Origin of the sequence: Streptomyces sp. NPDC101151 (assembly GCF_044768335.1) — a bacterium.
Classification (GTDB): domain Bacteria; phylum Actinomycetota; class Actinomycetes; order Streptomycetales; family Streptomycetaceae; genus Streptomyces.
This window is the reverse complement of the sequence record NZ_JBIWPP010000043.1, coordinates 19,188-38,937: the sequence shown is the minus strand read 5'-3', so window position 1 is coordinate 38,937 and position 19,750 is coordinate 19,188. Positions and strand designations below refer to the sequence as shown.

At 68.9% G+C, this 19,750-nt stretch carries 18 protein-coding genes and 4 pseudogenes; 11 read left to right on the top strand and 11 right to left on the bottom strand.

Features of this window, described 5'->3' with window-relative positions; translation table 11 throughout:
- Positions 1 to 326 precede the first annotated feature (326 nt).
- Positions 327 to 1,358 carry an alpha/beta hydrolase gene (locus ACIRU3_RS41045; protein ID WP_404068136.1) on the top strand — a complete coding sequence of 344 codons (1,032 nt, stop codon included), beginning with the start codon at positions 327 to 329 and terminating at the stop codon, positions 1,356 to 1,358.
- A gap of 146 nt (positions 1,359 to 1,504) precedes the next feature.
- Here the strand turns inward: ACIRU3_RS41045 and helR are convergent, their stop codons facing one another.
- The 3 genes from helR to ACIRU3_RS41030 all read right to left on the bottom strand — a co-directional run bounded on the left by helR (position 1,505) and on the right by ACIRU3_RS41030 (position 6,092).
- Positions 1,505 to 3,652 carry an RNA polymerase recycling motor ATPase HelR gene (gene helR / locus ACIRU3_RS41040; RefSeq protein WP_404068133.1) on the bottom strand — a complete coding sequence of 716 codons (2,148 nt, stop codon included), beginning with the start codon at positions 3,650 to 3,652 and terminating at the stop codon, positions 1,505 to 1,507.
- A 505-nt stretch (positions 3,653 to 4,157) separates the two neighbouring features.
- Positions 4,158 to 5,624, bottom strand: a complete 1,467-nt coding sequence (locus ACIRU3_RS41035; protein ID WP_404068130.1) for a multicopper oxidase family protein — start codon at positions 5,622 to 5,624, stop codon at positions 4,158 to 4,160.
- 342 nt (positions 5,625 to 5,966) lie between these two features.
- Positions 5,967 to 6,092, bottom strand: a complete 126-nt coding sequence (locus ACIRU3_RS41030) for a hypothetical protein (RefSeq protein ID WP_404068127.1) — start codon at positions 6,090 to 6,092, stop codon at positions 5,967 to 5,969.
- 93 nt (positions 6,093 to 6,185) lie between these two features.
- Between ACIRU3_RS41030 and ACIRU3_RS41025 the strand changes: the two are divergent.
- Together ACIRU3_RS41025 and ACIRU3_RS41020 are read left to right on the top strand one after the other, a co-directional pair.
- Positions 6,186 to 6,752, top strand: a pseudogene (locus ACIRU3_RS41025) (ATP-binding protein); the annotation flags it as partial.
- Positions 6,753 to 6,843: 91 nt separating this feature from the next.
- Positions 6,844 to 7,239, top strand: a complete 396-nt coding sequence (locus ACIRU3_RS41020; RefSeq protein WP_404068125.1) for a hypothetical protein — start codon at positions 6,844 to 6,846, stop codon at positions 7,237 to 7,239.
- A gap of 7 nt (positions 7,240 to 7,246) precedes the next feature.
- Here ACIRU3_RS41020 and ACIRU3_RS41015 read toward each other — a convergent pair whose 3' ends face one another.
- Entirely contained in the window at positions 7,247 to 7,402 is a 156-nt protein-coding gene (locus ACIRU3_RS41015) for a hypothetical protein (RefSeq protein WP_404068122.1), read from the bottom strand.
- Positions 7,403 to 7,854: 452 nt separating this feature from the next.
- Here ACIRU3_RS41015 and ACIRU3_RS41010 point away from each other — a divergent pair, with 452 nt between their 5' ends.
- The gene (locus tag ACIRU3_RS41010; RefSeq protein WP_404068193.1) at positions 7,855 to 8,670 is read left to right on the top strand and encodes a class I SAM-dependent methyltransferase; all 816 of its coding nucleotides are present in this window, start codon (positions 7,855 to 7,857) and stop codon (positions 8,668 to 8,670) included.
- A gap of 412 nt (positions 8,671 to 9,082) precedes the next feature.
- Here ACIRU3_RS41010 and ACIRU3_RS41005 read toward each other — a convergent pair.
- The 3 genes and pseudogenes from ACIRU3_RS41005 to ACIRU3_RS40995 form a co-directional block, all read right to left on the bottom strand.
- Positions 9,083 to 9,754, bottom strand: a pseudogene (locus ACIRU3_RS41005) (transposase); the annotation flags it as partial.
- A 101-nt stretch (positions 9,755 to 9,855) separates the two neighbouring features.
- Positions 9,856 to 10,428 (bottom strand): GNAT family N-acetyltransferase, encoded by a 573-nt coding sequence (locus ACIRU3_RS41000; RefSeq protein WP_404068120.1) that lies wholly within the window; start codon positions 10,426 to 10,428, stop codon positions 9,856 to 9,858.
- A 569-nt stretch (positions 10,429 to 10,997) separates the two neighbouring features.
- On the bottom strand, positions 10,998 to 11,537 hold the full coding sequence (locus ACIRU3_RS40995; RefSeq protein WP_404068118.1) for a GNAT family N-acetyltransferase: 540 nt from the start codon (positions 11,535 to 11,537) through the stop codon (positions 10,998 to 11,000).
- Between the two features lie 185 nt (positions 11,538 to 11,722).
- Between ACIRU3_RS40995 and ACIRU3_RS40990 the strand changes: the two genes are divergently transcribed.
- Positions 11,723 to 12,532, top strand: a complete 810-nt coding sequence (locus tag ACIRU3_RS40990) for a class I SAM-dependent methyltransferase (RefSeq protein ID WP_404068190.1) — start codon at positions 11,723 to 11,725, stop codon at positions 12,530 to 12,532.
- 144 nt (positions 12,533 to 12,676) lie between these two features.
- Here ACIRU3_RS40990 and ACIRU3_RS40985 read toward each other — a convergent pair whose 3' ends face one another.
- Positions 12,677 to 13,156 (bottom strand): iron chaperone, encoded by a 480-nt coding sequence (locus ACIRU3_RS40985; protein ID WP_404068116.1) that lies wholly within the window; start codon positions 13,154 to 13,156, stop codon positions 12,677 to 12,679.
- Positions 13,157 to 13,694: 538 nt separating this feature from the next.
- Here ACIRU3_RS40985 and ACIRU3_RS40980 point away from each other — a divergent pair.
- The 3 genes and pseudogenes from ACIRU3_RS40980 to ACIRU3_RS40970 form a co-directional block, all read left to right on the top strand.
- A pseudogene (locus ACIRU3_RS40980) lies at positions 13,695 to 13,979 on the top strand (respiratory nitrate reductase subunit gamma); the annotation flags it as partial.
- The gene (narJ, locus tag ACIRU3_RS40975; protein WP_404068113.1) at positions 13,979 to 14,572 is read left to right on the top strand and encodes a nitrate reductase molybdenum cofactor assembly chaperone; all 594 of its coding nucleotides are present in this window, start codon (positions 13,979 to 13,981) and stop codon (positions 14,570 to 14,572) included. The pseudogene ACIRU3_RS40980 and the gene narJ, both read left to right, overlap by 1 nt.
- Positions 14,569 to 15,005: pseudogene (locus ACIRU3_RS40970) on the top strand (respiratory nitrate reductase subunit gamma); the annotation flags it as partial. The gene narJ and the pseudogene ACIRU3_RS40970, both read left to right, overlap by 4 nt.
- Here the strand turns inward: ACIRU3_RS40970 and ACIRU3_RS40965 are convergent.
- Positions 14,963 to 15,604 (bottom strand): helix-turn-helix domain-containing protein, encoded by a 642-nt coding sequence (locus ACIRU3_RS40965; RefSeq protein WP_404068111.1) that lies wholly within the window; start codon positions 15,602 to 15,604, stop codon positions 14,963 to 14,965. The pseudogene ACIRU3_RS40970 and the gene ACIRU3_RS40965 overlap by 43 nt on opposite strands.
- 103 nt (positions 15,605 to 15,707) lie before the next feature.
- Between ACIRU3_RS40965 and ACIRU3_RS40960 the strand changes: the two genes are divergently transcribed.
- The 3 genes from ACIRU3_RS40960 to ACIRU3_RS40950 all read left to right on the top strand — a co-directional run bounded on the left by ACIRU3_RS40960 (position 15,708) and on the right by ACIRU3_RS40950 (position 17,971).
- A complete protein-coding gene (locus ACIRU3_RS40960; protein WP_404068108.1) occupies positions 15,708 to 16,085 on the top strand; it encodes a VOC family protein in 378 nt (125 codons plus the stop codon).
- A 202-nt stretch (positions 16,086 to 16,287) separates the two neighbouring features.
- The gene (locus ACIRU3_RS40955; RefSeq protein ID WP_404068105.1) at positions 16,288 to 16,977 is read left to right on the top strand and encodes a HEAT repeat domain-containing protein; all 690 of its coding nucleotides are present in this window, start codon (positions 16,288 to 16,290) and stop codon (positions 16,975 to 16,977) included.
- Complete coding sequence (locus tag ACIRU3_RS40950; RefSeq protein ID WP_404068103.1) at positions 16,964 to 17,971, top strand: HEAT repeat domain-containing protein; 1,008 nt, start codon at positions 16,964 to 16,966, stop codon at positions 17,969 to 17,971. The genes ACIRU3_RS40955 and ACIRU3_RS40950 overlap by 14 nt, the downstream gene beginning before the upstream one ends.
- A gap of 168 nt (positions 17,972 to 18,139) precedes the next feature.
- Here ACIRU3_RS40950 and ACIRU3_RS40945 read toward each other — a convergent pair whose 3' ends face one another.
- Both ACIRU3_RS40945 and ACIRU3_RS40940 read right to left on the bottom strand, forming a co-directional pair.
- A complete protein-coding gene (locus ACIRU3_RS40945) occupies positions 18,140 to 19,279 on the bottom strand; it encodes an RNA polymerase sigma factor (RefSeq protein ID WP_404068101.1) in 1,140 nt (379 codons plus the stop codon).
- Positions 19,276 to 19,695 (bottom strand): YciI family protein, encoded by a 420-nt coding sequence (locus ACIRU3_RS40940; RefSeq protein ID WP_404068098.1) that lies wholly within the window; start codon positions 19,693 to 19,695, stop codon positions 19,276 to 19,278. Before ACIRU3_RS40940 ends, ACIRU3_RS40945 begins: the two co-directional genes overlap by 4 nt.
- Between the last annotated feature and the right edge of the window lie 55 nt (positions 19,696 to 19,750).

Below are 19,750 nucleotides of genomic sequence, written 5' to 3'. Positions count from 1 at the left end.
GTGCTGGGGCGACCGGGTATGAGCATGTGTCGGCTCCTCGTGAGTCACTCGCTGTGGGAACACTAGCCTCTGGTCGGCCTGACACGAAAGTGAATTAGGAGCCGGCTGCAGTTGTCGATGGCGTCCGTCTTCGAGGAGTATCGCGCGCGGAACAGAGTGGTCCTGATCCCGGCCGTTCGCGGCCGGCCCAGCGGTGATTGACTAGCCCGAATGGACCTCGCGCGCGCGTTTTCTGCGGACTCGGACGTGTCGACGAGCTGTTCCGGTCGGGATGCCGTGCGGCACTCCCAGGCCCGACGGGACGGCCTGTCATGAAGGGCGGTGACATGCCGTCGAAGCCCGACCCCGTCTCGATGGCTTGGAATGCGCCCCCCTTCGACCCCGAACTGAGCGTGGCGTTGACGGCTTTGGCGGACGAGGCGAGGCAGCCGTTCACTCGGGAGAACCTTGCGTTCCGGCAGGAGCGGGATGCCGCGGCCCGGCCCAGGCCGACGGTCCTGGAGCTCCAGGCCGACGGCCGCTTCGAGGTGGCGGAGCTGCGTGTGCCCGGAGCGCAGGGCGTACAGGACGTGTCGCTCGTGAGCGCGCGGCCCGCCGGGATCGCAGGGCCACTCCCGGTGCTGTACTACATGCACGGCGGCGGAATGATCACGGGCAATGCGTGGTCCGTGCTTCCGCGGCTGCTTCGCGAATGGGCTCTCACGCTGGACTTGGCCGTCATCTCTGTCGACTACCGGCTGGCACCGCAGGCGCAGTACCCCGAGCCGGTGGAGGACTGCTACGCCGGACTCGCCTGGCTGAGTGCGCACGCGGCCGGACTGGGCATCGACGCTGGCCGCATCATCGTCGGAGGCAAGAGTGCCGGCGGTGGACTCGCCGCGGCACTCGCCCTGCTCAGCCGCGATCGAGGCGGGCCCACACTCATCGGGCAACTACTCATGTGCCCGATGCTCGACGACCGCAACAACACGTTCTCCAGCCACCAAATGGCCGGCATCGACATCTGGGACCGCACCTCCAACGCAACAGCGTGGCACGCACTGCTGGGCAAGCGGCACGGCGCGGCAGACCTTCCGCCCTACGCGGCTCCCGCCCGCGCCACCGACCTGTCCGAGCTGCCCCCGGCCTACATCGATGTCGGGTCGGCCGAGACCTTCAGGGACGAGGGAGTGGCCTACGCCAATGCGATCTGGCAGGCCGGCGGCCAAGCGGAACTGCACGTATGGCCAGGGGCATTCCACGGCTTCGACACCTTCGCACCACGGGCAGCTCTCAGCCAGGACGCCCGCAACGCTCGTTTCCGATGGCTGCGGCGCATCCTCGCACAGCCCGATGCGAACAGCGGATCTGCCTGCTGAGGACGTTGCGGCGGCGGCGAGGCGTTTGAAGTCCACCCCCCTCCTTACCGCGCGCAACGTCACTCGGGGCAGCCGGTTCCAAATGCCGAACCTGGCATTTCAAGGAACCTTCTACCTGCTCAGCGGGCATGCGACAGCCAAGGACGTCACGAGCTCGTGAGGACGACGAGTCGCTGGGTCGCTCGCGTCATCGCGACATAGCGGTCGACCGCTCCTTCGATACCGTCGCCGAACGCCTCTGGGTCGATGAGGACGACCAGGTCGAACTCGAGCCCCTTCGACAGCTCCGGGGTCAGCGAGCGGACACGGGACGTCGCCCGGAACGTGGGATCGCCGATTACGCAGGCGATCCCGTCGGCGTGCTCAGCGAGCCATGAGCCGAGGACCGAGTCCAGATCCGAAACAGATCCGTGTACGACGGGGACGCCGCTGCTGCGGATGGAGGTCGGCACATTGGCGTCCGGGAGAACGGCCCGGATGACCGGCTCGGCTTCCGACATGACCTCTTCCGGCGTCCGGTAGTTGACGCTCAGGGACGCCACGTCGATCCGGTCGAGCCCGATCCGCTCGAGCCGTTCCTGCCACGACTCCGTGAACCCGTGCCTGGCCTGGGCGCGGTCCCCGACAATGGTGAAGCTCCTCGACGGGCAGCGGAGCAGCAGCATCTGCCACTCTGCGTCGGTCAGCTCCTGAGCCTCGTCCACGACGATGTGCGCGAACGGACCGGCGAGCAGGTCCGGTTCGGCCGTGGGCAGTGCGGTCTCGTCGACCAGGCTGGCCTGCAGATCCTGGCCGCGCAGCATCGTCACCGCGCCTTCACCGTCGTCATCGGCCGCGAGCACGTTGGCGATGACGCCGGCCATGCGCTCGGTTTCGGCGGCGACAGTGGCGTCGTGCCGACGCTTGCGCAGTGACGCCTTCGGATCGCCGAGCCGCTGCCGTGCCGCGTCCAGGAGCGGCAGGTCGGACACCGTCCAGGCCCGGGCGTCCTCGCGCTGCAGCTTCCGAACGTCGTCGGGGCCCAGCCAAGGAGCGCACAGTCGCAGGTAGGCGGGTACCGACCACAGGTCTCCGACGAGATCGGCCGCTTCGAGCAGCGGCCACGCGCGGTTGAGGGCCCCGTTGAGTTCCTTGTCGTGCAGCAGAGATCTGCGGAACAGATCGGGCGGGATGTCGCCGTCGTGCTTGTCCATCAGGATCGTGAGCAGCTTCTCCCAGATCTGGTCCCGCGCCTCGTTGTGCGGAGTACCTGGTTCCGGTGCTTCGAAGGCCTCGGCCCAATCGTCGGCGCTCAGCCAGATGTCGGACCAGTCGATGGTGACCGTCATCCCCTCGGTGGGCGGCTCCTCGTAGAACCTGACGGCCTTCTCGATCGCCTTCACCATGCCTGCGGACGACTTCAGGAGCGCCACCTCCGGGTCGGTCTCGATCGCCGCTACGGCTCCTTCGGCGACGAGGTCCCGCACGGTGCAGGTCTGCACACCCTCCTCTCCGAGGCTGGGGAGGACGTCGGCGACGTAGGCCAGGTAAGGCTGGTGCGGGCCGACGAACAGCACGCCGCCCCGACGGTGGCCGAGGCGCGGGTCGGAGTAGAGGAGATGGGCGGAGCGGTGCAGAGCGACGACGGTCTTCCCCGTCCCCGGACCGCCGTCCACGACGAGAGCGCCGCGCGATCCCGCCCGGATGATGGCGTCCTGGTCGGCCTGGATGGTGGCGAGCACGTCACGCATCCGGGCCGATCGGTTGCTGCCCAGGCTGGCGATGAAGGCGGACTGGTCGTCGAGCGCGGCGTGCCCTTGAAGTCCGTCGGCGGTGAACACCTCGTCCCAGTAGTCGCTGATCCGACCGCGGGTCCAGCGATACCTGCGGCGGCTTGCCAGGCCCATCGGGTTGGCATGGGTCGCCGCGAAGAACGGCTCGGCCGCGGGGGAGCGCCAGTCGATCAGCAGCCGACGCCCCGTGCTGTCGGTGAGGCCCAGCCGTCCGATGTACACGGGTTCGGGGTTGCCCGGGTCGACGATGTGTCCGAGGCACAGGTCCAGGCCGAAGCGACGCAAGGCGCGCAGTCGACCGGTGAGCCGATGGACCTCCATGTCCCGGTCCATCGCCTGCCGGCCAACGCCGCCGGGCGCCTTGAGTTCGGCATCGAGTTGGTCGGACAGTTCGGCGATCGTCTGCTCGAGACTCTCCCCGATGGCCGCGAAGTGCTGCTCGTCGCGGGCGATCAGCGTCGGGTCGGCCTTGGGGGAGAGGCGGTCGGGAAGGTCGAACGCGCTCGTGGTCAGAGGGTTCATGTCACCAGCTCCGATCCGCGGTCGCTCCGACGAAGGCCGGCGGTGCCCCCACCAGCACCTCGGCGCCGAGCGGCCGCAGCCGCAGCGCAATTCCGACCACTGGCTCGACGTCACCGCACGACCCATGAACTGACAACAGCAGGCGCACTTGGTGAATCTCCCATTTCTGCAGGATCTGGCTTCGGCCAGTGATTCTGCGGCACCACGGGGGCCTTGCCGCAAGCCCCCCGGTGCGCTATACGTTGAGAGTGGCAAGGAGTGGGCACTCTCCTTTGCCCTGATCGTCCGATGCGGACTGACAAACCCTTCCCGAAGCGATGATGCGCCGAGCACTTCGGTATCGCCGAGCGTGCCGGTTTCGCGATGTACGTCGGTTTCGCCACGTATGGCGGATTCCTCGGCCCTGGAGTATCTCCCGGGGACCTACATCCAGCAGTTGCGGAACGAGAAGCTCGGCTGCCCTGGAATTGTTCCCGTCGGCTGTTCTGCTGCCGTCGTCTGCCCCCTACGTGATCTTCATCGTGGCCATCATGCCCATCGCCGAGTGGTCGAGAATATGGCAGTGGTAGAGGTAGGCGCCCCGGAAGGTGTCGAACGTCGCCTGGAGCTTGATGGTTTCGCCGGGCAGGAGCATGACGGTGTCCTTCAGCCCGGACTCGGCGGCATCCGGGCTGTGTCCGTTGCGCTCCAGGACGCGGAATTGCACGAGATGCAGATGGAGATTGTGGGGGATGTTCTTGTTGAGGTTGGTGACGGTCCAGACTTCGCTGGCGCCGTACCGTATGAAGGAGTCGATGCGGTCAGGGGCATAGACCTTGCCGTCGATGTAGCCCTGGGGCGGTGTGGTGCCGGTGCCCCCCTCGTCCATGGACAGGGTGATGGTGCGCTCGGCGGTGGGCTTGGGCAGGGGTGGCAGAGTGCGCAGTTCGGCAGGGATCTCGCTGGGGTCGTAGGCGGTGTGGGTGACGTCGAACCGCAGGACCTGCCCGATGAGGTCGGCGGGACCGGCGCCGGTGGTGTTCTGCAGCACGAGCTGGGTGCCGACCGGGTACCGGGAGAAGTCGATGACCACGTCCGCGCGTTCCCCGGGCGACAGAAAGACGGACTCGGTCGGGTTCGGGCGCGGGAGCAGACCGCCGTCGGAGCCGATGTGGACGATGGGGCTGCCGTCGGCCAGACGCAGCTTCAGGGAGCGGACGTTGGCCGAGTTCAGCAGCCGGAAGCGGTACTTACGGGCGGCGACCTGGAGGTAGGGGTAGGGGACGCCGTTGGCCAGGAGAGTCTGACGGGCTCGGTCGCCCATGGTGTAGACGAGCTGGCCGGCGTCGTCGAAGTGGGCGTCGCGAATGGCGATCGGCAGATCGTGGACGCCCGTCGGCAGCGGCAGCCGGCGCTCGATGGTGTCGGTGAGCAGGTAGGTGCCGGAGAGTCCACGGTAGACGTTCTCGGACTCCAGGTGGTGGGCATGGTCGTGGTACCACAACGAGGCGTGCGGCTGCCTGTTGGGATACAGGTAGGTCCGCGTGTCTCGTGGGGCGATGGTCTCCATGGGCTTGCCGTCGTTGTGCTGGGACGTCGAAGCGCCGTGCAGGTGGACCGAGGTGGGCACATCGAGCAGGTTGCGCTGGTGCACGATCACCGGACGCCCGGAACGCGCCCTGATCACCGGGCCCGGGAAGCTGCTGTTGAAGGTCAGCACCTCGGTGGACATGCCCGGGAGGATCTCCCGGACGGCCCGCCGCATCGTCATGCGGTAGACGTCGACGCCGCCTGCGGTCGACACCGGGGAGAGCACCGGCGGGACGGGCAGCGGGACGCGGAACAGCTCCGGCGCGGGCGCGGGCGCGGCACCGGTGGCTGTGGCGTCCGCGTTCGCGTCGCGTGCGGTGAGCAGGGGAACGAGCGCGGCGCCCGTGAGCCCCACCCCGGCCGTGGCCAGGCCGGAATTGAGCAGCATGCGTCTGTTGAGCATCGTGGTCTCCCTCGTGGACTCGGGTGAGGAGGCACTGCGGGGGCATTGCAGCACCGGCTGCTCGCGCCCGGCTGGTGCGCCTGCCATTCCGTTTTCCTCAAGCAGTCCTCGACTGTTTGCGCGGGCCTGTGCGACGAGGCGGCGGTCTCAGCGCGCGCAGGATGGGCGCTCGGGATGCGCTTGAGTTCCGCCGGAGCCGGAGCCGGAGCCGGAGCCGGAGCCGGAGCCGGAGCCGGAGCCCGGGCCCGAGCTTGCCGACAAGCCGTTTGATCCAGACCGGCTGGCCAAGTGGCGCCGCCGTTCGGCAGAACCCGGCCGACCCGGCCCGGGTGACCGGAAGCGTCAGCGCTCGATGAGCCGCCTCGCCTCCTCGATCTGCCCCCGGCCGGCGGCCGGGGGCAGGCTGTCGAGCTTGGCCAGCTGCTCAGTGGCCGGCTCGACCCGGTCGGCGGCGGAGTGCTCCTCCACGCGGGCCACCCTCTTGGAGCCGGGGATCGGGACGATTGGGGGCCGTATGGGGACGTCGCAGTCGAAGGTCGTCAGGCGTGCCGCAAGCCGCGGCTGCCGACCATCCGCCAGCAGTTCAAGGATCAGGCCGACGGCGCGGCCCGCGAGCAGATGTCCTTACCGTGCGTGCCTTGCCGAGCTGCTGATGGCCGAGTGCGACGACCGGGCCCGCCGAAGGTCCGAGCGCCGCATCCGGGCCGTGGCTTTCCCTCGCGAGAAGAGCCTGCGGGCCTTCGACTTCGACGCCAACCCCCATGTCGACCCCGCCACCGTCCACACCCTTGCGACCTGTGAGTGGGCCAAGAAGGCGAGCCGCTCTGCCTGATCGGTGACTCTGGCACCGGCAAGTCCCACCTGCTGATGGCCCTGCGCGCCAAGGCCGTCATGCAGGGCTTCCGGGTCCGTTACGCGCCGGCCACGAAGCTCGTGAACGAGCTGGTCGAGGCCGCCGACGAGAAGCAGCTGTCGAAGACCATCGCCCGCTACGGCCGCGTCGACCTCTTGTGCATCGACGAACTCGGCTACATGCAAGTCGACCGGCGGAGCGCTGAGCTGCTGTTTCAGGTGCTGGCTGAACGCGAGGAGAGGAACAGCGTCGCCATCGCCTCCAACGAGTCCTTCAGCAAGGCGCACATGCTCCGGCGAACGCGTGCCAGGCGGTGCCTGAACAGCACAGGTTCCGGCAGCACCTGGGATGCTGCATGATCGAACGATGCTGGTCGAACTGGAGAAGGTCGCAAAGTTCCCCTGGAGTCCCTGGCTGGCTCAGATCCGGACCCCCTTCGGAAGGACCGCGGTCCGCTGGTGCGGTGAGCAGGACGCGGAGCCGGGCGAGTACCACGTCGAGTGGACAGTCGATGAGGACATCGTCTGGGGGTGGAATGCGAAACCGGCTGCTGATTCCGGACCGGGTGTCCGGCCCGGCGGACACTGCGTTGTCCTTCGAGGACGGCTGAACGCAACAGAGGATGGTGCCGCCGTGCTGGACTTGGACGGCAGTCTGATCCTGCTGGATCTCGGTGATCCACTGCCCGAAGATGTCGCCAATACGTGGGTCGAGCTCTTCATCGAGCGGGAGAAAATCAGTCTGTATCCCTGCGAACTCTGACCAGAGATCACCTTCTGTGCGTCTCCCACTGCAACAAGCGGGTCTCATCGACGCGATCGGACAGATAGATCAAGGTGGCTTGCGGGTCCGTTCCGAAGGCGGCGGCGACGAGCTTGGTGTCCATCGTGTTCACCAGCTCGACGAGACGGGTGCTGCGGATCATCCGGGGTGGATGTCCGCAGTCGTCAAGGACGTCGGATCGGTGGGCAGTTGAGCCTGGATTTCGCCTGGCCTTTGTTCCTTGGGTGACCATCACGTGGGGGTTGGCAGTCGGCCATGCCTCACAGTGGGCCGGGCACCGCTGCACAACAGTCCAGGAGGCAGGGTCCAAGGGAACAGGGTGGGGTCGCTTGGCGAGCATGCCGACCAGTGCCTCGTGGGGGTGGACGTGTTCGTCGGTGGTCCAGCGGCGAAAGAGCTCGCGCTGCTGGTCGAGGGTGAGTGTCCTGCCGCGGAAGCGGTTCGACTCATTCGCCGTCAGAGTCCGTGCCGGGTCGACCAGGAGTATGACCGGCCGGCCGCGCCTGAAGCCGGCTCCACTCATCGGGTCCCCCGGAATCGATCATCTAGGCTGGCGCGGTGACTGATGAGCAGGAGCGGGTGCAGCCGTCGGGAGTGTGGGCCACGGCGGTGGGGGTGGCCAGAGTGCGGGCGCTGGAGACCGAGCGGGAGAACGCGCTGTTCCGCGACCCACTGGCACACGCCTTCGCCGCCGCCGGCGGCCTGTGGCCCTCCTCGCGGCCGCTGCCCGATGACGAGGCCGCGCGACGCCGCCGACTGGCCGTGTCGTTCTCCATCGTCATCAGGACGAAGTTCCTCGACGACCTGTTGCAGCAGGCCTCCGCGTCCGGGGTCCGGCAGGTCGTGCTGCTCGGCGCCGGCATGGACAGCCGGGCCTTCCGGATGGACTGGCCCGAGGGAACCCGGCTGTTCGAGGTCGACACCGCCGCGCCACTGGACTTCAAGGCTTCGGTGCTGCGCCAGGAGCGGGCCGTCGCGCGCTGCGAGCGGATCACCGTCGCGGTGGATCTGCGTGAGGACTGGCCAGGCGCGCTGGCCGCCGCAGGGCACGACCCGGTGGTGCCGACCGTGTGGATCGCCGAAGGACTACTGATCTATCTGCCCGAGGAGGCGGTGGAGCTACTGATGGCCCGGATCAGCACGCAGTCGGCGGCGGGCAGTCGGATGGGGCTGACGTTGGGCTCGCGCGGCGTGATCGAGCGCTTCGGCGCGGACGCCGCGCCGGGATCGGCGGCGTCCATGTGGATCTCGGAGATGCCCGACGACCCGGTGGGCTGGCTGGCCGGGCACGGCTGGGAGGCCGACAGCCACACCCTGCGCGAGCGCGCTGCCGCCTACGGCCGCCCGATCAGCACCCCGCCGCAGCGCGAGGAGCGGCCCGGCGCACTGATCTCGGCGGTCCGCCGGTAGAGCGCCTCCCCGTTCCCCGGTGATCGATTCCAAGGGGGCCTGACGAGTGGAGCTAGTTTCATCCGCGGCCGGCCAGTCATGCGCGCACTGACCGCCCACGACCACTGAGAGGGCGTTGAGTCCGGTTCTTGTAGAGGCCTCGTTCGGGCTGGGTGAGGACGCCTTGGCGGGAAAGGCGGCCGAGGCGGGAGCCGGTGATGTTCACGGTGGCTTCGTCGGTGGGCAGGCCGAGGACTTCGTGAGAGTTCGCGGGCGCGGAACGGCTGCTTGGGGTGATCGCTGAACACGGCCAGGATGCGCTGGTAGGTATCGGCGGTCGCCTCGGCCGGCGGTGCGCTTCCAGCGGGAGTCAGGCTCTCGACGATCTTTCGGGTGGTGTCCGGCTCGCTGAGTCGGCCCTCTGCTTCGGCGAGGGCCCCGGCACGAACCCCTTGCCGTTGTCTTGTGGGTTGTGGCGGACCACCTCAACGGCGATGTTCTGCACCGCCCCGTGGATGATGACGGCGTCCTTGAAGCCCTGGTCCACCAGGGCCTTCTCCAGGCGGTGGCCGCACCGCTCGGCCGCCTGATCGAGCAGGGCGATGCCGGCCTCGTTGTCGTGCGCGCCGGCGGCCAGTACCACCACGCCGATGATCAGCCCCAGCACATCGACGGCCAGGCCTCGCTTGCGGCCCGGCGTTCTCTTGTTCGCATCCAGTCCCGTCGTGGTCTTGGGCACCCCGGCCGCCGCCCGGTCCGACTGCGTGTCGATGATCACGAGGGACGGGTCCTCTGATCGGCTGGCCCGCTCGCGCACCTGGCAGCGCAAGATCTCCTGGATCTGCTGGTCCAGGCCGTCCGTGCGCCACAGGGTGAAGTAGCAGAAGACCGCGGACCAGGCGGCGAGATCATGCGGGAGGAGCCGCCACTGGCCGCCCGTCCGGTTTTGATACAGCAGCGTGTTCACCACCTCCCGCAGGTCGGCCGAGCCCGGATCCCCGGTCGCCGACCGTGCCACCCGCCGCTGCTTCCACGCAGCGACCAACGGCTCGATCAGCGCCCACTGCTCGTCGGATTAGTCACTCGGGTACGGCGTCCGTTCCATGCCTCGACGTCGCCATGCACACGACACGGGGTCGGCCCGACACAGGCGCACCCACACCAACGGGTGACACCAGACCCTGCAGAATCGGGCTTGACGCCGTCTTAGCGGGCGGGGATCGGCCTGGTCGACGGCTGCCACTCTCGCCTGATCAACCCGAACACCCACGAGTCGGATACCTCGCCGTTCACGATGCAGTCTTCCCGCAACGTCCCTTCCCGCACGAATCCGATCTTCTCCAGAACCCGGGCAGATGCCACGTTGCGCGTATCGGTCTCGGCCTGAACTCGATTCAGGTCCAGGGTGTCGAACGCCCACCGCAGCAAGGCATGCGCGGCCTCCGTCGCGTAGCCGTGGCCCCACATCGCATCGCCGAGGACGTAGCCCAACGACGCGCTGCGATAGTCCGGGTTCCATCCGGTCAGACCGCACCAGCCGACGAAGGCATTGTCAACGGCACGCTCGATGGCCACCCGCGCCCCGGAGCCCTCGTCCGCGATCTTCCCGCACATCGCGATGAAGCGCTCGGCACGGGACCGCTCGTGCCACGGCGGAGAGTCCCAGTAGCGCATCACGTGGGTGCTGCTGTGCAGCGCGAAGAGGAGGTCTGCGTCGGCGTCGGTGAAGGGCCGCAGCCGCAGGCGGGCAGTGGACAGTACGGGGGTGGCCAGAGTCATGCGCACCATCCTGCGTCCTCATGGGGCGGGCAGAACACCGAATATCCGACCCCGGTCCGGTCCCTACGACCAAGGCACCGCCAACCAACAGATCGTGCACGCCTACAACCAGCACCCCGACCATGCATCCCGAGTCCGCGAACGGCACGACTACGCGGCCTGCCCACCGACGACCCAAGCATGAACGTCACCCGCAGCGGCCTCGGACGCCTTGCCCGCCAAGGCTCCCTGCCCCAACCCGAACAAGACCAGTGTGGGAGGAGATCAGGGAACAGGGCTGTCCCCGCGGCTACGCCGGTGTCCGTGCCCACGTCAGCAGGACGCTTCGCGGCAACCCCAACCGGTCGGCCCCCGCCCGCCGTCAACCCGGGCCGTCACGCGCTGGATCCTCACCCACCCAAACGCGTCCGCCATGGCGCCATCATACGGATCTTCATCCGGTCGGCCGAGACCACACGAATCCAGTTCTTGGACGTACTTGGCGGAACCGGTGGGGCGTGCAGTCGTCGCGTCACGACCGCGAAGACAGCCCTACGAAGCGAGGCGGGCCGTTGTCGCAGGGCCGCAGGTCACACTCCTGCAGAAGCGCTCGCCATCGACCCCGGCGGGCGCATCATGAAGACATCGACCGGGTCCTGGGACTCCACGACGAATCCGTGGCGTTCGTAGAGGCGACGGGCAGCACTGCCCTGCAGGACGTTCAAGCCGACGGTCATGCCTCGGGCGTCAGCACCCTCCAACACCGTACGCAAGACCGCCGATCCCAGCCCCTGGCCCTGACGGTGCAGGGTGAGGTAGAAGTGCTCCAGACACTGCCTGCCGCCGGCGGGCCGGAGCGCGATGCATCCTGCGAGTTCACGGTCGATCATGACGATGGATGTGTGCTGCGGGGAGAAGGAGTCCCGCAGCCGCTGCCGCACCCGGTGCTCGTCGTAGCGGCCAAGGCGTTCCAGATCCGGACGCATGACGGCGGCCCGCAACTCCACGAGCTCCTCGATGTCCGCCGCAACCGCAGCGCGCAGCACAAAGCCTGCGGCATGCGTCGACGTGGCCTGTGCAGGCACCACCACGTCCCATCGAGTCCTGGTCCGTGCTATCTCGGCATCCATGGCCGGAGTATGTCAGTCAGCCTCTCTGAACAGGCAATTCCGAGGGCGAAAGGGCCGGAAGCCCCTGTCTTCGAACCGGCCGCGGCACCGCCTCCGACCTGTACGCGCCGTTCGGGGGGTCGGAGCGGGTTAGGGTCGCCGCGTCGCGTTGATCTTCAGATGGGTGGGGGAGAGTGCCGGTGTCGGTGACAGTCTTCGATGAGAGTGAGCGGCTGATCTGGGCCGGCCGGGGTGCTGCTTATGCCGAGAGTTTCGCCAAGCTGTGCGCCTACCCGGTGCAGCAGTTGCTCGACGCGGCCGAGGCGGGCCCGGGTGTGCGCATGCTGGATGTGGGAACCGGGCCCGGAACGGTCGCTGCCGTCGGCTGCACCCGCGGGGCGAAGGTGACGGCCGTGGACGCGGAGCCCAGCATGGTCGATCTGGCCAGGCAGGCCGCGCCCGCGGCTGACATGCGTGTCGCTGTTCTGCCCGAGCTTCCCTTCGATGACGGAGACTTCGATGCCGTCGTGGGAAACTTCGTGCTCAACCACGTCGGCCGGCCGAAGGCTGCCCTGGCCGAGCTGCGCCGGGTCGTGCGGCCGGACGGGTGGATCGCGGTGACGATCTGGGCGGCGCCGCCCGCACCGGGGCAGGCCCTGATCGGCCGCGCGATCCAAGCCGCGGGTGCTGTCCGACCGTCACACCTGCCCGCTGGCCTGTCTCAGGAGGAGGACTTCCCCCGTGACGAGGACGGCCTGACCGGCCTGATGGAGTCGGCAGGATTGCGCGAGACAGCTTGCGAGAGGCTGTGCTGGGACCACCGAGCCGGTGCCGAGGAATGGTGGAGCGGTCCCGCGTCCGGTGTGGCTTTCGGCGGACAGATGGTGCAGAGCCAGACCCCTCGGGTGCGGGCTGAGATCAAGCGTCACTTCGATCTGCTCAGCACCGAGTTCGCTGATGCTGACGGCGTACTCGCACTGCCGCATGCGGCGCTGCTGGCCCGTGGTCGTCGCTGACCCGGACGCCTCCGCCACGAGCAGTGGCGATTACGACGTCGGGTGGGCCGCCCGGAACGTGGCTCCGTGGCCGACGTGATCCCGTGGTGCACATGATCGCGCGAGTCCGCCCGGGCGGCCCTGAGCGGCGCTTGCCCTCTGGCTTCAGCTCACCGCTTTCTTCACGAGCTCGACGATCCTTGCCTCGTCGGCGGCGGTCAGCTCCTTCAAGGCGTAGGCGGCAGGCCACATGGCGCCGTCGTCGAGGTTCGCCTTGTCGCTGAAGCCCAGTGTCGCGTACCTCGAGTTGAACTTCTCCGCGCTCTGGAAGAAGCAGACGACCTTGCCGTCGATGGCGTACGCGGGCATTCCGTACCAGAGTTTCGGCTCGAGGATCGGCGCGCTCGAGGTGATGACGGCATGGAGCCTCTCGGCCATGGTGCGATCCTGGTCCTGCATCTCGGCGATCTTCGCGAGCAAGGCGTCTTCCGCTGCTTTCGCCTTGTCCGCGCGCGAGCCGCGGCGCGACGCCCCCTTCAGCTCTTGGGCGCGCTCCTTCATCGCGGCTCGTTCCTCGCTCGTGAACCCGTCGTACGTCTTGTCGGCCGCGGTGGTGGACTTGGTGGACTTCTTCGTTTCCGCCATGACGGGTGGCCTCCTGGTGAGTCTTGATGGGGACGATCCTCATGCTAGGGAGCCGCTGCCGTGGTTGCTTCTCCAAAACTGACGTTCTGCCTGATTTCCTGGCGCGACCGCAGTTGAACGGGCCCGTTCGGCGGGTCCGTTCAACTGCGGCCGGCGATGCCCGGTGGCTGAGCGGCCGCCACCAAGGCCGGGGTAGGCATCCGGCCCGGTCGTCAAAAAGCGGGGGCACGTCGGCACGGCCGTACTGCCTGACGTGACCCCGAGGTGACCCCGATCTGGCCTCGGCCCGACGCACGAGACCACGATCCAGCCCGAATAGTCCATGCGATGTGCAACTAGTGTAAAAGGCAAGAAAAGCTCGGTATAGGCACAATCAACTGTGCGTAGTCATGCTGTTGCGAAGAGTGCTCATGCCTGACGCTGAGTGAAGCGGAACGCCGGTTGTGATGGTCTCGGCCATCGGGATCGGCACGCTTTGCCGACTTCGAAGGGAATCAGCACGGTGGGACGGCGCGGCGCCCGGCGGGAAGCGGAACGAGTGGCGGCACTGTCCGCCGATCAATTGCTGCGGGCGGGAGGGATACTGCGGCGGACCCCCACCACACCCGACCTGCGGGCGGTCCTCCGCACCGATCAGGCGGTCGACGACGTGTCGTACCGGGAGCGTTGGGCCCACGACAAGGTCGTACGGTCCACCCACGGAGTGAACTGCGGGGGCTCGTGCTCGTGGAAGGTGTACGTCAAGGACGGCCTCATCACCCGGGAGACCCAGGAGGCGGACTATCCGTCGACCGGCCCCGGCCGGCCGGAGCGCGAGCCGCGATGAACCAGCACTGTGCGGTGCACCAGGCCGCCTCCCTGCTCCTCCACTACCCCGATGAGCGCTGGCCGGCCCGACGCGCCCTTGTGATCGAATCCGTGGGCGGGCTTCCCGGCCCGGCGGCGGAAGCGCTGCTGCGGTTCTGCCGCCGCACCGCCGACCTGCCCCTGCTCGACCTCGCGGCCCAGTACGTGGCCACCTTCGACCGCAGCGGCCGCTGCACCCTGCACCTCACCCACTGCACGGACGGCGACACCCGCCGCCGGGGTGCATCGCTGGCCGCGCTCAAGGCCCGCTACCGGCAGCACGGCTGGGAACCGGCCGACGGCGAACTCCCGGACCACCTTCCCGCGGTGCTGGAGTTCGCCGCACGCTGCCCGGACGCAGGCCGTGCCGTGCTCCACGAGCACCGCGGCGCCCTCGACCTGCTGGCGGCCGGTCTCGCCGCCCACGGCAGCCCCTACCTCGACGTGCTCCGCGCCGTCCGGGCCACCCTGCCCGTCGTGCCGACGACGCCGGTCCGCCCGAACGAACCCCCCGCCCCCGTGCCGTATCCCCTGCGGCGCGGGGGAGGCGACGAAGGAGTCCGCCGCTGAGGCAACACCTGCACATCGCGCTGTGCGGCGTACTGCTCCACCTCGCCCTGGCGGTGCTGGTCGCCGGCCCCGCCTGGCGCTACCGCTACGACCGTTTCGGCTTCACCCCGCCCGCTCCAGCCGGCTCCATGAGTCCCGCCTGCCGCGCATCGGCGGCCCGTTGTTCCCCTACGCCCTGTTCCTCGTGATCGGCGGCCACGTCATGGGACTGCTCGTCCCCGAGGCCGTCACCAGACGGCTGCGGATCGGCGAGGCGCCGTACCACGCGGTCGCCCTGATCATTGGCGGTACAGCGGGCGTCGCGGCGGTGACGGGTCTCGCGGTCCTGCTGTATCGAGGGCTGCACGTGCCCGCCGTACGCCGGGCGACCAGCCGCAGCGACCGTGCCTCTTATCCGTTGCTGGTGCTCGTCCTGCCGACGGGCCAGGATGCCGCTGACGGGCCGGTGCGGACGACGGCCTGATCGCCGTGGGGCCCGAACAGGTGCAGGATCTCCACCGTGTTCGGGCCGGCGGGGCCGAACCAGTGCGGCTCGCTCGTGTCGAACTCGGCCACCTCGCCCGGCCGGAGAGTGAACTCGCGGTCCCCGAGGACGAGGCGGAGTTCGCCGGCGAGGACGTAGAGCCACTCGTAGCCGGTGTGAGTGACGAGTTTCGGTTCACGGTGTGCGAGCACCTGCTTGAAGACCTGGACCCGGCCCGGGTACTGCGTCAGGGGCACGAGGACGCTTCCACGACTCCTGTGACGGGGTGTCAGATGGACGCGTGGATCGCCGGTGGCCGGGGCTGCAACCAGTTGGTCCAGTGCGACCCGATGCGCCCGCGCGAGCGGGATGAGCAGGTCCAGGGTCGGACGCCGCTTGCCCGACTCGACACGCGACAACGTGCTCAGGGAGATCCCGGTGTCCTGCGCGAGTGCCTCGAGCGTGAGTCCGCGGTCGCGCCGCAGCGCTCGCAGCCGCGGTCCGATGCCGTCGAGAATCTCCGCGAGCTCGGCATCCATGATGGGGCCGTCGGCGGTCGTGTGGTCCATGACTCCATTTTGCAGCCTCCGCAAATGGCCAGGGCCGGACCGGACCGCTGCGAACTCGGAAATCGAAGGTCGGGGCTGTCTGGTGGTCGCTTAGGATCGGCCCATGATCGCTGACCTTCAGTGCGTGGTCCTGGACTGTTCCGAGCCGACGGAACTCGCCGAGTTCTACCAGGCGCTGCTCGGTGGGGCTGTCAATCAGCGAGATCGGCGCTGGGCGCTGAGCGACGCCTGGGCGACGTTGCACACGCCATCCGGATTCGTTCTCGCCTTCCAACGGGTAGCGGACCACAGGCCGCCGCTGTGGCCCGACCCGACCCGGCCTCAGCAGTTCCATCTGGACTTCGGCGTCGCGGACCTGGACCGAGCCCAGGAACTCGTGCTGGCCTCGGGGGCGAAGGTACTGGACGACGGTTCCAGCGGGCGGAGCTGGCGTATCTATGCCGATCCGGCCGGGCATCCGTTCTGCCTGGTGCGGCACTGAGGGCGGGGTAACCGTCCCCGAAGGCGAGGTCCTGACCTGTCGCCGTCGGCCACCCCACGAGCCTCATGACATCACGCATGTCTCGTCCGACGTTACAGGCACCGGACTCGGTGGGCCGAGGATGCCTGGCCGTCTCTGGGCCCGGCTCCGCTTGACCTTGACACAGTGACAAGGCCTTCACTGTGTCGAGGAGGTGGTCCCGATGATCATGCCGAAAGAGAACACGAACACGATGCGAGCCCTCCAGGGGCTGGAGAACAGCAGCTCGTCGGTCCGGCTGCAGGCAGCGCTGGCGGTCGGCACGACCCCCGACCCGGGGTTCATCGGCAAGCTCATCGAGCGATGCGCGACCGAACCCGAGCTCTACGTCCGCGACATGCTGACGTGGGCACTCACCCGCCACTCTGCATCGATGACGGTCCCGATACTTGTCGACGAGGTCCGCTCGGAGCGTGCGCAGGCACGGAGCCAGGCGCTGCACACGCTGTCCAAGATCGGGGATCGGCAGGCGTGGCCGGCGATCACACCGGTCCTGCTGTCCGACGCCGACGACGAGGTGGCCAGGAGCGCATGGCGGGCAGCGGTCGTGCTCGTGCCCGAAGGTGAGAAGCACGAGTTGGCCGTAGTGTTGGCGACACAGCTCGGGCGCGGCGAACGCGAGACGCAACTGAGCCTCAGCCGGGCGCTGATCGCGCTCGGGGAGGTGATGCTGCCGACACTGGGCCCCGCGACGGCGGATCTCGACCCTCGCGTGCGCACGCATGCGATCGCCACCCAGCGGCTGTGGCGCGACCCGGATGCCGGATTCGTGTTCGCGATCGAGGAGGCGAAGCGCACCGTCGCCCTCGGCGGGGCCCGGCCAGAAGGGGCGATAGGCGTTGCTGATCGGTGATGTCGCGCGACGGTCCGGGGTCAGCGCCCGCATGCTCAGGCATTACGAATCGCTCGGCCTGGTGCGGCCGACGGGTCGTACCGGCTCTGGTTATCGAGAGTATTCGAGCGAGGACATCCGGCGAATCTTCCACATCGAGAGTCTGCGGTCATTGGGGCTGTCGCTGCGCGACGTCAGGCGCGCGCTCGATGACCCCGGCTTCGCGCCCGCGGAGCTGGTCGACGACCTCATCCGCCAGACGCGAGACCGCGTCGCGGCGGAGACGGAGTTGCTCACGCGACTCCGTCGGATCGGTGCCGCGGAACCCGCCGGCTGGGAGGACGTCCTTCAGACCGTCGCGCTCCTCCAGGCACTGAGGTCGAAGAGCGCGGGGGCGCGGCAGCGCGCGGCCCTGTCCGCCGTCGATGAAGTTCCCGTGCCGGTGGAAGCACTGGTCGAGGCCGTGCTGAAGGAGTCGGACCCGAACGTCGCCGGAGCCCTTCGCTGGGCTCTGGCGCAATCGGGCGGGGACGGGCCGGCACTTCTGGCCGAGGGCCTCGGCTCGCCCGCGGCCGAGGTGCGGAAGCGTGCAGTCCGGTCCATCGCCGAGATTCCCAACCGTGAGGCGACCGCACTGCTGCGGGACGCGCTCACGAACTCCGACATCGTGGTCCGCAGGTACGCGGCCATCGAACTCGGGGCACGGGGAGTGGCAGACGCGATCCCGACGCTCATCGACGTGATCGTCGAGGAGACGAACGACGTCGACGCAGCCGATGCACTGAGCACGCTGGCGAATGATCCCGCGTTGGCGGATCGGATCGCCACTGGGCTGGTCGACTGCCTCGACCGCGGTACCGTTGGATCGTCTGCCCGTCGGCGGCTCGCACAGGCGCTCGCGGACATCCCGGGAATGACGACGTCACGTGCCCTCGTAGATCTGTCACATGATGAAGACCGTGGCGTCGCGCTCACCGCGACCTACGTTCTCAAGCTGCGCAACGCAAGAGAGTGAATCCCCCAGGTGCTGTGTGCGTGGGGACCAGTTGTTGCTGGTCACCGCCGACAGGCCCTTGGGTGGACACCCCAGCGAACCCGGGGCGGTTCGCCCGCTGCTGTTCCCGGCCGTCCTCACAGGGCCGCACCGAGCGCTGCCGGCGATCCGAGCCGCCACCGGTCTGCGTCACCGCCGGGCGTTGAGCCGGGCGGCCTGGCGCGTCAGGTAGTCCCGCTCGGCGAGGTTGTTCGCCTTCTGGGCCGCCTCGGCGTACAGCCGTGCCGCCGTCGCCAGGTCGCCGTCGCGCTCGTGGAGGTACGCCGCCACCGCGGCGTGGCGGGGCAGCGAGTCGGTCAGCTCGGCGAGCGCCACCAGCCCGGCGCGCGGTCCGTCGGCCTCGCCCACGGCCACCGCACGGTTGAGACGTACGACCGGGCTGTCGGTCAGGCGCGTGAGCTCGTCGTACCACTCGACGATCTGTACCCAGTCGGTCTCCTCGGCGGTGGGCGCGTCGGCATGGAGTGCCGCGATGGCGGCCTGGGCCTGGAACTCGCCCAGCCGATCGCGGGCGAGGGCTGCCTGCAGGATCTCGACGCCCTCGCCGATCGACTTGGTGTCCCACCGGCCGCGGTCCTGCTCGGCGAGCGGCACCAGGCTGCCGTCGGGCGCGGTCCGGGTGGCGCGCCGGGCGTGGTGGAGCAGCATGAGGGCGAGCAGCCCCGCCACCTCGGGGTGGTCGATCGAGGCCGCGAGCTGCCGGGTGAGCCGGATGGCCTCGGCGGCGAGATCGACGTCGCCGGAGTAGCCCTCGTTGAAGACCAGGTAGAGGACGCGCAGCACGGTGGCGACGTCGCCGGGCTGGTCGAACCGCACGCCCGAGACGGTGCGCTTGGCCCGGCTGATGCGCTGCGCCATGGTCGCCTCGGGCACCAGGTAGGCCTGGGCGATCTGGCGGGTGGTCAGCCCGCCGACCGCGCGCAGCGTGAGCGCGACCGCGGACGACGGCGTCAGCGACGGGTGGGCGCACAGGAAGTAGAGCTGCAGCGTGTCGTCCACCGTGGGCGCGGGCCCGGGCGCCGGCTCCTCATCGACGAGGTCCTCACGCCGACGTCGGGCGGTGTCCGCCCGGGTCGCGTCGAGGAACTTGCGCCAGGCCACGGTGACCAGCCAGCCCTTCGGGTCCCGCGGCGGGTCGGCCGGCCAGACGCGGACCGCCTCGACCAGCGCGTCCTGGACGGCGTCCTCGGCCGCCGCGAAGTCGGCTCCGCGGCGGACGAGGATTCCGAGCACGCTCGGCGTGAGGCTCCGGAGCAGGGCCTCGTTCATCGATGAGGGCACTCCGTGGTGGTGGGCGCCGCGGTCAGGAACGGGCGCAGTTCGAGCCACTCGTGGATCGGCTTCCCGCCCGCCCCGGGGGCGGCCGACAGCTCGCCGGCCAGTTCGACGGCGCGCTCGTAGCTGTCGACGTCGATCACCATCCAGCCGGCGATGAGGTCCTTGGTCTCGGCGAAGGGGCCGTCGGTGACCGGCGGCCGCCCCTCCCCGTCGTACCGGACCCACGTTCCCCCGGGGGCGAGCGCCTTCCCGTCGACGAACTCGCCGGTCCCTTCGAGCCGGGCCGCGAAGTCGTTCATGTACTGCACGTGCGCCGAGATCTCCTCCGGCGTCCACTGGTCCATCGGCACGTCGTTGACCGCGGCCGGAGCGCCTCGGTAGTGCTTGAGCAGCAAGTACTTGGCCATGGTGGTTCTCCTCGGTGCTGTTGCGACCCAATCTTGGTCGCGTTCACCTCGGGGA